Here is a 12,641-nt window from a genome sequence, read left to right on the forward strand (position 1 = left end):
TGTCTGCTTCAGTTGCAGAAGATGCTGATGACTTCGCTGATTTATCTGCTTCTACTGCAGAGCTTGCGGAAGACTTCGCTGATTTATCTGCTTCTGTTGCAGAAGATGCTGAAGATTTAGCAGACTTGTCTGCTTCAGTTGCTGAGCTTGCTGCAGATTTCGCTGATTTATCCGCTTCTGTTGCAGAAGATGCTGAAGATTGCGCAGATTTATCTGCTGCTGTAGCAGAGCTTGCAGCTGCAGATGCCGCACTTTCAATTTTATTTAAGTTGTTATTAACCACTTCCGCAGCTGATGTTGCTGCTGAAGCTGCTGTAGAGGCTAAAGAAACCGCACTGCTTGCACTTGAAGCTGCTGTTTTCGCTGTTTCGTTTGTTTTATCTAATTGTGAAGTTACTGCATAAAGTTGTGAACCATTGATCGCTTCTGTTGAAGTTGCAGAAATATTACCTGCTGCAACATTGATCAATTTGCGCTCATTACCTGTTGCTCCAACGCTTACGAAACTGCCTGCGCCCGCAACTGTTCCTTTGAAGCCACTATAGGTTAAATTACCCACAGTTGCTTCAGTTACATTTGCAATAGGATGAGAACCTGTCGTAGTTGAATGATTACCTAAAACCACTGCTTCATCTAAACCTGCAGCGATATTTAAGTTATTACCCAATACGGTTGTACCATTTGATGCAATAGTATTACCGTGTCCAATAATCGTGTTATTTTTAACGCCATCTTTTACGTTATTTGCAACACCTACAGCAATAGTATTTTGGGTGTTATTACCAACAAGGTTATACACCCCTAATGCGGTACCATTGTTTACATTTTCACCAACCCAAGTGCGAGCACCAACTGATGTACCATTTGTTGTGCTGTTATCCACACCAGCGTAATGACCTAATGCTGTACCATCATTTGTATTTGGACGAACATAACTTCTTGAACCTACAACGGTTGCATTCACAGAATCTTTACCCGCTGCAGAGAATTGTCCCACTACAGTCGCATTCACTGAATTTTCTTGCGCGACAGAGTTAGAACCTAATACAGTTGCATTTTTGGCATTAGCTTTCACGCTTGAGTTTCTACCAATTACTATTGCATTTGCCGCATTAGCTTGGACTGAGCTATCTGAACCAATTACTATTGCATTTGCCGCATCAGCTTGGACTGAGCTATATGAACCAATTACAACTGCAGATGGAGATGCTGATGAAGCCACATGCCCCATAACAACCGAATCAGCTCCAGCAGAGGTTGTTGTTGCCTGCACACCAGCTGTAACAGAAAATGTGCCTTGCGCACCAGCATATGAACTAACTGGGCCTTCATTAGTCCTTAAACTCTCAGCTGAAGGCTGTTTATCTATATCATCAACTCCATTATTTACATGGAAATAGGTAGATGATGCCTCCTTAGCTAAAGCCAATGCATTGTTTGCGGTAGTGTTTGCCGCTGTTGCTGTAGTTTGTGCACGATCTGCTGTCGTTTTAGCGGATGTTGCTGTAGTCTGAGCATTATCTGCGGTAGTTTGTGCATTATCTGCAGTCGTTTTAGCGGCTGTCGCCGTACTTGCTGTTGAATTTACGACTGTAATCACGTTGTAAAGCTGTGAACCATTAATCGCATCGGTAGAAGTTGCGCTAATTAAGCCTGCTGAAACATATTGAACCTGTCTAGCAGAGGTACTATTACCGACCGCGAGAACAGACGTTCCACTCTCTTGACCATTATTACCAACTTCATTTCCATTAATTGTAATTGAAGTTAATGCATTACGATTTCCAGTGACTGAACCTGCACCTAAAGCAACATCATTAGCATTCTTCGCATTAGCTGCATCACCGATAGCTAAGCTAGAATTTTTTAATGCCTTAGAATCTGAACCAATTGCAATAGCCTTAGCACCTGTTGCATTTGTATTCGTTCCAACTGCTAATGCATTATTTCCATTTGCGACTGAAGCTGAACCAGTTGCAATAGCACCATTTCCAGTTGCATTAGCACCTGCACCAGTTGCAATATTTCCAGTTCCATTCGAAGTTACATTCGTACCAATCGCGATAGAACCAACTCCACTTGCAGTTGTGGTATTAGGACCTGCAGAAATAGCGATTGTACTTTGATTAGAAGCAATTGCATTAGACCCCAAAGCAGTTGCACCTTGGCCAGAGGCTGCTGCTTGATAACCAACTGCTGTAGCCTGTTGAGTAGAAGCAACAGTTCGAAAGCCTAATGCGGTTGAGCCACTTGCTGCAGCATTTGCATAATAACCAAAAGCTGAAGATGCTGAGCCATCATCTTTTGAAACACCAGCTTTAGCACCTTGACCAACAGCTGTGCCGCCATTACCTCTCGTTTTAGATTCATACCCGATTGCTACAGAATTACCACCTTGGGCAGCTGAATCTGTACCAATAGCAATATTCCCTGTATCGGTACGTGGTCCAATCCCTCGTGCATCGGCTTTTTTGCCTGTATTTCCACTAATTGCAATACTATCACCACTATTTACCAAACCATTCATCTGGTAGGCTGCATTTGCATAGTTAACGACACCAGTTAAGGCGAGCACTAGAGTTGATAATTTAAACACTCTTCCAAATGAGGCTTTACTTTCTACAGCCTTATTCTCACATGACGCCTTAGCCGCGCCTTTCGCTAATTCGGACGTTACTACCAACGATTGTGTAGTACGATTCCAAATTACTTTAAAAATCTTATTCATAAAGAATGAAACTCCTTTGTATAAATTTAACTTATATAAAACAATGAGCCAGCCTCAAAATGCCCAAGCAGAGACAAATCTCCATTATCTAACACCCGCATAATAAAATCTAGGCATTTTCAATATAATTTATGTAAAAGTACGTAAATAAATTATCCTAAAAAAACAAACACATATTAATTTTGCTTTTATATCCAAATACTATAATAAAATCCCACTCTCTGCTTTAGCAAAGCCGACACCTGTTTGTTATGAAAAAACGTCATTGAAATTGGCCGCACTTTTATCTAAACAAGTGCGGTCATTCTTGAATTAATTCTCATTCACAGTCATAATGAACAAATATTCATATTTATAAACTGAAGCCTTGTTACTTCAGCATTTTTAGATAAGGCGCACATTATGTCCGATCAACAAACAGATACACAAACGTCCTCAAATGATAAATCTCAACAACGTAAAAAAGGGCTTTCTATTTTTATTCTTTTGCTTCTTCTGATTGCAATCGGTTCGGCGGCTTATTGGTATTTCTTTATTAAAGGCTTTGAAGAAACGGAAGATGCCTATGTCAGCGGCAATCAGGTGATGGTATCGGCACAAGTCGCGGGGAATATTTCGAAAATTAATGTCGATAATATGGATCCCGTACAAGCGGGTGATGTGTTATTAGAATTGGATGACACCAATGCCAAATTGAGTTTTGAGCAAGCTAAAAGCAATTTAGCCAATGCAGTTCGCCAAGTTTCGCAACTGAATTACACCGTAAAACAATTAAAATCAGCCGTTCGTGCAAATGAAATTACCCTTGCTCAAGCACAAGGAAACTTGAACCGTCGTGTGCAATTAGTCAAAGATGGCGCAATAGATAAAGAATCATTCCAACACGCGAAAGAAGCGGTTGAACTCGCCAAAGCAAACTTAACGACTTCACAAAACCAACTTGAGGCAAATCAAGCCTTATTGTTAGACGGGCCTTTAAGTGAACAGCCGCAAATTCAAAGTGCGGTCAGTAATTTTAAACAAGCTTGGTTGAATTTAGAACGCACAAAAATCCGCAGTCCAATTAAAGGCTATGTGGCTCGTCGCAATGCGCAAGTAGGACAAGCAGTTTCTGTTGGTGGCGCTTTAATGGCAGTGGTTACCACCGATCAAATGTGGTTAGACGCCAACTTCAAAGAAACACAATTAACCCATATGCGAATTGGTCAACCGGTTAAAATTCACTTCGATCTCTACGGAAAAGATAAAACCTTTGATGGTAAAGTTGTCGGAATTGAAATGGGTACAGGCAGTGCATTCTCATTATTGCCTACTCAAAATGCGACCGGTAACTGGATCAAAGTGGTGCAACGCGTGCCTGTGCGTATTCAATTAGATCCTCAACAACTGGCTGAAAACCCATTACGTATTGGACTTTCTGCCACCGTGAAAGTGGATGTGAGTGATAGCCAAGGCGAAACCTTGCGTAACCAAGCACCAACCACAACGCTTTATTCCACGAATGTGCTGCAATATGATGAAAGTGCGGTCAATAATTTGATCGAATCTATTATTCGCGACAATAGCTATTAGGTTTCGTTATGCCGCAATCTCATTTCAAGCCGCTACAAGGCGGTGCGTTAGCGATGCTCACATTGGTGCTTTCATTAGCCACCTTTATGCTCGTGCTAGACTCCACCATCGCCAACGTAGCTATTCCAACCATTGCAGGTGATTTGGGTGCCTCGTCTAGCCAAGGAACGTGGGTAATTACCTCGTTCGGTGTGGCAAATGCGATTTCGATCCCGATTACAGGCTGGCTGGCAAAACGTTTTGGTGAAGTGCGATTATTTTTAATCGCAACGCTACTATTCGTGCTAGCCTCTTGGCTTTGTGGTATTGCAAATAGCTTGGAAATGTTGATCGTTTTTCGTGTCCTTCAAGGTGCAGTTGCTGGCCCCATCATTCCCCTTTCTCAAAGCTTATTATTGAATAACTACCCGCCTGAAAAACGCGGAATGGCATTGGCCTTTTGGTCAATGACAATCGTCGTCGCCCCGATTTGTGGGCCTATTTTAGGCGGTTGGATCAGCGATAATATTCACTGGGGTTGGATTTTCTTTATCAACGTTCCGATCGGGCTTGCCGTTGTCTTAATCAGTTGGAAAATTTTAGAAGGCCGAGAAAGCAGAATTTCTCATCAACCTATTAATACTATTGGACTGATTTTGTTAGCACTCGGTGTGGGTGCGTTGCAATTAATGCTGGATCAAGGGCGCGAGCTAGACTGGTTTAATTCCACTGAAATTGTGGTGCTTACTATTATCGCTGCAGTAGGTTTAATCGCCCTCATCATTTGGGAACTCACGGACGATAATCCCGTTGTGGATGTCTCCTTATTCAAATCTCGAAATTTCACCGTAGGTTGTGTTTCAACCAGCCTTGCTTTCTTGGTGTATTCAGGGACGGTCGTGCTTATCCCGCTTCTGCTCCAACAGGTTTACAACTATACAGCAACATGGGCGGGGCTTGCGGCTGCACCAGTTGGATTATTGCCGATTCTACTTGCGCCGATTATCGGGAAATTCGGTAATAAAATTGATATGCGGATTTTAATTACCGTCAGTTTTATGGTTTATGCACTCACCTTTTATTGGCGAGCTGTGACCTTTGAACCTGAAATGACGTTTATGGATGTGGCATTACCGCAATTTGTGCAAGGCTTAGCCGTTGCTTGTTTCTTTATGCCGCTGACAACCATTACCCTTTCAGGTTTACCACCTGAAAAAATGGCTTCGGCGTCGAGCTTATTTAATTTCCTTCGAACCCTTGCCGGCTCAATAGGCACATCACTTACTACTTTTATTTGGTATAACCGCGAAGCCGTGCATCACACGCAACTCACAGAAGTCATTAATCCATATAATCCGATTTCCCAACAATTCTTCCAAACTATGGGGAGTTTTGGTTTAAGTGAAGAACAAACGGCATCATATATTGCCAGACAAATCACCGCTCAAGGCTTTATTATTGGTGCCAATGAAATCTTCTTAGTTTCTGCGATAACATTTATTTCCTTAGTTGTTCTCATTTGGTTTGCCAAACCACCGTTCAGCAGCAAACGTTAAAAACATCCCAAAAAATAACCGCACTTTTCTATCTGAAACGACAAGAATTTGTTATTTGAGACAATTGAAAAACTGGGAGATTTAGCCAAATATTATATCTTCTGCTTTAGAACCAGAAACATGCACAAAAAAATAGAAAATTTATGTGCATTGTACTAATATGCACAAAATATTCTAAATATTGTGCATGTTATGTAAACGTGCACAAGAAACCACACCTTTTTATGCATGAAGGAAGTCATAATGAACAACTATCAAATTCCAGATTTATTTGCCTTGGGCGAGATAGAAAGTAAAGCGGTATTGAAAGCTTGCAGTGCTGCTCATCAGGCATTAGGTGAGTTAAAAGGCGTGGTACAGACAATGCCGAATCAAAATATTCTGCTAGGGACATTACCCTTGCAGGAGGCGAAAGAAAGTTCGGAGATTGAAAATATCATTACCACGCAAGATGATTTATATCAAAGCAATATCAATACACACCAATTCACTACCGTAGCTGCAAAAGAAGTTCACTACTACGCGCAAGCCATGTCATTAGGCTTTGACTCCGTCCGTTCCGATAAATTAATCACACTCAATCTAATTAAAAAAATTCAGGCTGCATTGGAAGGAAACAATGCGGGTTTTAGAAGGCAGCAAGGAACGGGGCTGGTAAATCAAACGACAAAAGAAATTGTTTATATGCCACCGCAAAATCCTACTGATATTGAAAAATATATGTCTGATTTAGAAAGATTTATCAACGACTCGGCACAACTTGATTACGATCCCTTGGTAAAAATGGCACTGATTCATCATCAATTTGAAAGTATTCACCCGTTTTATGATGGCAACGGTCGGACTGGACGAATATTGAATATTCTATATCTGATTCAACAAGATTTACTCGATACTCCAATTCTGTATCTTTCCCGATATATCAATCGAAATAAAGCAAAATACTACCTGTTATTGCAGTCTGTCCGTGATAGCCAAAATTGGGAATCATGGTTGATATTTATACTAGAAGGCATTACAGAAACCGCAAAACGAACGGTTACTTTAATCAATGGAATTAAAGCTTTAATGCAAAATCACAAACAGCTCATCCGCAGTGAGTTACCGCAGATTTACAGCCATGAACTGATTAACAATCTATATAAACACCCTTATACGAAAATTGATTTCGTCGTACGAGACTGCCAAATTCATCGTAATACAGCAAGAACTCGTTTAGAAGCATTGGTCAGGATCGGTATTTTGAAGAAGGAAAAAATTGGAAAAGAAAATTTTTATATTAATGTAGCATTGTATGAGTTATTGATGGAGCAATAGAGATTATCAGAATTCTCAACATTAGCTATATCCAATCAGATAGTAAAAATATCCAATGTTGTAATACAATTCTAGTAAATAACCGCACTTTGATGATCTTCAAAAGTGCGGTTGATTTTTCTAGCCTTTTGCCAAAATGTCTTTTAGGAATCTCGCGGTGTGCGAACCTTTGACTTTGGCGACCTCTTCTGGGGTGCCTGTCGCGATGATTTGACCACCGCCACTGCCCCCTTCTGGACCAAGATCCACAATCCAGTCTGCGGTTTTGATCACATCTAAGTTGTGTTCGATCACCACGATAGTATTGCCTTGATCGCGCAAGCGATGTAACACCTCGAGAAGTTGTTTAATATCGGCAAAATGCAGACCAGTTGTGGGTTCATCCAAAATATAAAGGGTTTTACCGGTATCGCGTTTTGAAAGCTCAGTTGCTAACTTAACACGTTGTGCCTCACCACCTGAAAGCGTGGTAGAAGACTGACCTAAACGAATATAAGATAAGCCTACATCCATTAGGGTTTGCAATTTACGTGCAATCATTGGGATCGCATCAAAAAACTCACGAGCTTCTTCCACCGTCATATCTAACACTTGGTGAATAGTTTTGCCTTTATAACGGATCTCCAAGGTTTCACGGTTATAGCGTTTACCTTTACATTGATCACAAGGCACATACACATCCGGCAAGAAGTGCATTTCTACTTTTAGTACGCCATCACCTTGACATGCTTCACAACGACCACCGCGTACGTTAAAGCTAAAGCGTCCTGGATTATAACCACGCGCACGCGCCTCTGGTACGCCCGCAAATAATTCACGAATTGGCGTGAATAAACCGGTGTAAGTTGCAGGGTTAGAACGCGGTGTACGACCAATTGGACTCTGGTTAATATCGATCACCTTGTCGAAATATTCCAAGCCTTCAATTGATTTATAAGGCGCAAAATCCGTTTTTTCCGCACGATTTAAGGCGTTTTGAGCCAATGGGAATAACGTATCATTAATTAGCGTTGATTTACCTGAACCTGATACCCCCGTAATACAAGTAAATAAGCCCACTGGGATCTCTAAATTCACACCTTTCAGATTATTCCCTGTCGCACCTTTTAATTTTAGAAGTTTGCTTTTATCAAGTGCGGTTCGTTTTTTCGGAATTTCGATTTTTTCTTCACCCGATAAGAACTTACCCGTAATTGAATTTGGGTTCGCCATAATTTCTTTGGCTGTCCCCTGAGCAATCACTTGGCCACCGTGTACACCTGCTCCAGGACCAATATCAATAATATGATCGGCTTCTCGAATGGCATCTTCATCATGTTCCACCACAATTACGGTGTTGCCCAAATTACGCAGATGAATCAGCGTATTTAACAGACGTTCATTATCACGTTGATGCAAACCAATAGAAGGTTCATCCAACACATACATGACGCCTACTAAGCCCGCACCAATCTGACTCGCAAGACGAATACGTTGTGCTTCACCGCCCGAAAGGGTTTCTGCTGAGCGAGAAAGGGAAAGATAATTCAACCCCACATTCACTAAGAATTCCAACCGCTCTTTGATCTCTTTCAGGATTTTTTCCGCAATTTGTGCTTTTTGACCAGTTAAAGTAAGCCCTTGGAAAAACTCAAGGCTTTCACCAATACTTTTCTCTGAAATTTGCGGTAAGTTAATGCTGCCAATATACACGTTTCGAGCTTCAGGGCGAAGACGTGAACCACCACAATCTGCACAAGGACGGTTACTGATATTTTTCGCCAACTCTTCGCGCACAGACATGGATTCCGTTTCTTTATAACGGCGCGCCATGTTATTCAAAATCCCTTCAAAAGGATGTTTGCGGATCACCACATCGCCACGGTCGTTCATATATTGGAATTCAATTTCTTCCTTGCCTGAACCGTGCATCACTATATCTTTAATTTTTTGTGGCAAATCTTCGTATGGCGTTTCAATATCAAATTTGTAGTGTTTCGCCAACGAGGTAAGCATTTGATAGTAATAGAAATTACGACGATCCCAACCTTTCACCGCACCGCCTGCGAGAGAAATGCTTTCATTTTGCACCACACGGCTTTCATCGAAGAACTGCTGAACACCTAAGCCATCACAAGTCGGACACGCCCCTGCTGGGTTATTAAATGAAAATAAGCGAGGCTCTAATTCTGGTACAGAATAGCCACAATGTGGACAAGCAAAGTTTGCCGAGAAAACCAATTCTTCAGCGTTAGGATTATCCATATCTGCCACAACCGCTGTACCACCAGAAAGCTCTAAAGCCGTCTCAAAGGATTCAGCCAAACGTGTAGCTAAATCTGACCGCACTTTAAAGCGGTCCACTACCACTTCAATGGTATGTTTTTTCTGTAAAGCAAGTTCTGGCGGATCAGATAAATCACAGATTTCACCATCAATTCTTGCACGAATATAACCTTGTGCCGCTAAACTATCTAACAACTTAACATGTTCACCTTTACGGTTTTTCACCACAGGCGCAAGCAACATCATTTTGCTTTCTTCAGGCAGACTTAAAACTTTATCCACCATTTGACTGATGGTTTGTGCCGTTAATGGCACATCATGATCAGGACAACGCGGCTCCCCTACGCGAGCAAACAGCAAACGCAGATAATCGTAAATTTCGGTGATCGTGCCCACGGTTGAACGCGGATTATGAGAAGTGGATTTTTGCTCAATAGAAATCGCCGGCGACAAGCCCTCAATCGAATCCACATCTGGTTTTTCCATCAAAGAAAGGAATTGACGCGCGTAAGCAGAAAGCGATTCCACATAACGACGCTGCCCTTCCGCATAAAGCGTATCAAATGCTAAAGAAGATTTGCCCGAACCAGACAAGCCTGTTATCACAATTAATTTATCGCGCGGAATGGTTAAATTGATGTTTTTGAGGTTGTGGGTTCTAGCCCCACGAATGTCGATAGTATCCATAAAAAAAGCGATTGCCTTAAGAAAATAAATTCAAAAATTGCGACCATTATCGCATATTTCAATATCTGTGCAAATATCCAGTTAATTTTTATGGATCTTTTGTTTCTTTTAAGGCAAAATAGCCAAAATTTTTCACCTTATTTCTAAAATATAGAGGATTCTATGGCAGGTATTAATAAAGTAATCATCGTGGGTAATTTAGGTAATGATCCTGAAATCCGCACGATGCCAAATGGCGAAGCGGTAGCAAATATCAGCGTGGCAACAAGTGAAAGCTGGACAGATAAAAACACGGGCGAACGTCGTGAAGTGACGGAATGGCACCGTATCGTGTTATATCGTCGTTTAGCGGAAATTGCGGGGCAATACTTACGCAAAGGTTCACAAGTTTATGTTGAAGGTCGTTTAAAAACCCGTAAATGGCAAGATAACAACGGCCAAGATCGTTACACCACTGAAATCCAAGGTGATAACTTACAAATGTTAGGTGGTCGTAATCAAGAGATGGGCGGTTATACACCTGCACAATCAGCACCACAACCAAGCTATCAATCTCGTCCAGCACAATCTGCGCCAGCGCCACAAGCTGAGCCACCAATGGACGCATTTGATGACAACATTCCATTCTGAGTTGTATTAATACAAGATTATCTATACGAAGAGAGACCTTTCATTGAAAGGTCTCTTTTTTATCTCTCATTTTGACATCAATTATTCGTGCGCCTTATCTCGCTCAAGCACTAAAACACAATAAATACTCAATTTATTGCACAGCATCCGAATCTAATATATCTTTATTTGAATACTGGAAAATAGTATAAATATCAAGGAGAAAATATCTTAGATAAGCAACATTACTAGAACCAGAAAAAAGAACACGATGTATCTTTGCTTTATTTCCTTTGAACATTTTCAGGAGTAAGAATATATGGAAAATTTTAAACAAATTCTTTCGAAATTATCTGTTATTTTTTTATTGTTCTATTCGCAAAATATATTTTCCATGACACAAACAGAAATCCAATTGGAAAAAGCCTATTTAGCAGAAATGATTGATATTGCATCTGAAATTATGGAGAAAAAACAATCTGTTGATCCTGATTCATTGCAATATAAACGTAGGAATATCAAGGTTCTTAGTCATACAAACATGAAAAACGGTTATACAAGCTACACTTTGGAAAAATCAAAGGTTCATTTGGTTGTACCTAAAGAGTTAAAACAGAATACGAAACTTAATCTCTATTGGGATGAAAGCAAAGGTTCAATAAATATCCTATTTAACAAAGATGAATTGACAAAATACTTTCATCTGAATCTTAAAAAAAGTGAGGAAAAATCAGAAACATTGAGAACAGTTTTTGATGAAACCACATATTTTTTCACTTCCTATGAATTTTCTATCGATAAATACCCTAACGTTACCGTTGAGTTTCGCCTCTACCATTCATCCAGTACAACATTCAGATTGGACTACCCGACTGAATTTACACGGATTTTGATTTATAGAAAAATGTAACAGACGATGTTTCCTTATACCGTTTCTAACTTGGGCGACATTGTTTCACCACCAACCGCACTTTGCTCCTCAAAAAAGAACCTAGACACCTAATTTTAGGTTCGGATTATTATTCAATTTCGTTATAACTAAAAATCAGTACATATATTTAACAATTCTTTCGTTTTTGCTATGTGCTTTGCTACATTTTTACTATCTTATTTTCACTAGAGGTACAACTATGCAGCATCGCGATCTTTATCCCCACGAAATCTTACAAGATGTTATTGATAAAAGTTATGCTAAGTCGCAAGGACACCTAAAAACACTGGCTATTTTAAGTTTTTTAGGTGGCGGCTATGTGAGTTTTGGTTATATGGCCTATTTAAAAGTAGTGAGCGGTATTCCTCCGGAGTGGAGTGGGCTATCAACATTACTTGGTGCGTCGGTGTTTCCTATTTGTTTGATTTGTATTCTAATCGGTGGTGGTGAATTAGCCACGGGAAATATGATGATGATGGCATTAGGCCGTTTAACAAAACGAGTAAGCCTTAAAAAATTATTTCGTAACTGGATTGTAGTGAGTTTAGGCAACCTGCTCGGTGCGCTGTTTATGGCCTATTTCTTAGGGCATTATGTCGGTTTATCTGAAGGTGCAGCCTCTGCTAAAACCATTGCTATCGCCGAGGCTAAAGTGCAAATGGATTTTGGTCGTGCCTTTATTTCTGCTATTGCCTGTAACTGGATGGTCTGCATGGGTATTTGGTTCTATTTCGGCGCCAAACAAACCTCTGGTCGTATCCTAGCCATATGGTTCCCAGTGATGATTTTTGTGCTTATCGGATTACAACACTTTGTCGCCAATATGTTTATAATTCCTGCCGGGATTTTTGCTGGTGCTAATGTGACTTGGAGCCAATTCTTCTTCAATATGATTCCTGTCTTTTTAGGCAATGTCACGGGTGGTGCAGCATTTGTCGGTGCATCTTATCTTTATGCCTATCGTCACTTATTAAAAGAAGATTATTGTATTTAGTAA

General features: G+C 40.5%; 8 protein-coding genes. 6 read left to right on the plus strand and 2 right to left on the minus strand.

Going from position 1 to position 12,641, the window contains the following annotated elements; genetic code table 11:
* On the minus strand, positions 1-2,728 hold a 2,728-nt coding region (locus O3746_RS08000; protein ID WP_371448521.1), incomplete at its 3' end, for an ESPR-type extended signal peptide-containing protein.
* A 402-nt stretch (positions 2,729-3,130) separates the two neighbouring features.
* On the opposite strand from O3746_RS08000, the gene O3746_RS08005 reads away from it, so the two are divergent.
* The 3 genes from O3746_RS08005 (at position 3,131) to O3746_RS08015 (ending at position 7,152) form a co-directional block, all read left to right on the plus strand.
* The gene (locus O3746_RS08005) at positions 3,131-4,300 is read left to right on the plus strand and encodes an EmrA/EmrK family multidrug efflux transporter periplasmic adaptor subunit (protein ID WP_371448523.1); all 1,170 of its coding nucleotides are present in this window, start codon (positions 3,131-3,133) and stop codon (positions 4,298-4,300) included.
* 8 nt (positions 4,301-4,308) lie between these two features.
* On the plus strand, positions 4,309-5,835 hold the full coding sequence (locus O3746_RS08010) for a DHA2 family efflux MFS transporter permease subunit (protein ID WP_371448525.1): 1,527 nt from the start codon (positions 4,309-4,311) through the stop codon (positions 5,833-5,835).
* A gap of 243 nt (positions 5,836-6,078) precedes the next feature.
* A complete protein-coding gene (locus O3746_RS08015) occupies positions 6,079-7,152 on the plus strand; it encodes a Fic family protein (protein ID WP_371448527.1) in 1,074 nt (357 codons plus the stop codon).
* A 120-nt stretch (positions 7,153-7,272) separates the two neighbouring features.
* Here the strand turns inward: O3746_RS08015 and uvrA are convergent, their stop codons facing one another.
* On the minus strand, positions 7,273-10,104 hold the full coding sequence (gene uvrA / locus O3746_RS08020) for an excinuclease ABC subunit UvrA (protein WP_371448529.1): 2,832 nt from the start codon (positions 10,102-10,104) through the stop codon (positions 7,273-7,275).
* A gap of 162 nt (positions 10,105-10,266) precedes the next feature.
* On the opposite strand from uvrA, the gene O3746_RS08025 reads away from it, so the two are divergent.
* The 3 genes from O3746_RS08025 (at position 10,267) to O3746_RS08035 (ending at position 12,638) form a co-directional block, all read left to right on the plus strand.
* On the plus strand, positions 10,267-10,734 hold the full coding sequence (locus tag O3746_RS08025; RefSeq protein WP_049357843.1) for a single-stranded DNA-binding protein: 468 nt from the start codon (positions 10,267-10,269) through the stop codon (positions 10,732-10,734).
* 298 nt (positions 10,735-11,032) lie between these two features.
* Positions 11,033-11,623 (plus strand): hypothetical protein, encoded by a 591-nt coding sequence (locus O3746_RS08030; protein WP_371448532.1) that lies wholly within the window; start codon positions 11,033-11,035, stop codon positions 11,621-11,623.
* Positions 11,624-11,843: 220 nt separating this feature from the next.
* Positions 11,844-12,638 carry a formate/nitrite transporter family protein gene (locus O3746_RS08035; protein WP_371448534.1) on the plus strand — a complete coding sequence of 265 codons (795 nt, stop codon included), beginning with the start codon at positions 11,844-11,846 and terminating at the stop codon, positions 12,636-12,638.
* Positions 12,639-12,641 lie beyond the last annotated feature (3 nt).

Origin of the sequence: Haemophilus sp. 27098_8_127 (assembly GCF_041433495.1) — a bacterium.
In the GTDB taxonomy this organism is placed as follows: Bacteria; Pseudomonadota; Gammaproteobacteria; order Enterobacterales; family Pasteurellaceae; genus Haemophilus_D.

Excerpts from the sequence above, each read along its gene's own strand:
- O3746_RS08005 (WP_371448523.1), top strand. The coding sequence starts at position 3,131 with ATGTCCGATCAACAAACAGATACACAAACGTCCTCAAATGATAAATCT.
- O3746_RS08010 (WP_371448525.1), top strand. The coding sequence starts at position 4,309 with ATGCCGCAATCTCATTTCAAGCCGCTACAAGGCGGTGCGTTAGCGATG.
- O3746_RS08015 (WP_371448527.1), top strand. The coding sequence starts at position 6,079 with ATGAACAACTATCAAATTCCAGATTTATTTGCCTTGGGCGAGATAGAA.
- uvrA (WP_371448529.1), bottom strand. The coding sequence starts at position 10,104 with ATGGATACTATCGACATTCGTGGGGCTAGAACCCACAACCTCAAAAAC.
- O3746_RS08025 (WP_049357843.1), top strand. The coding sequence starts at position 10,267 with ATGGCAGGTATTAATAAAGTAATCATCGTGGGTAATTTAGGTAATGAT.
- O3746_RS08030 (WP_371448532.1), top strand. The coding sequence starts at position 11,033 with ATGGAAAATTTTAAACAAATTCTTTCGAAATTATCTGTTATTTTTTTA.
- O3746_RS08035 (WP_371448534.1), top strand. The coding sequence starts at position 11,844 with ATGCAGCATCGCGATCTTTATCCCCACGAAATCTTACAAGATGTTATT.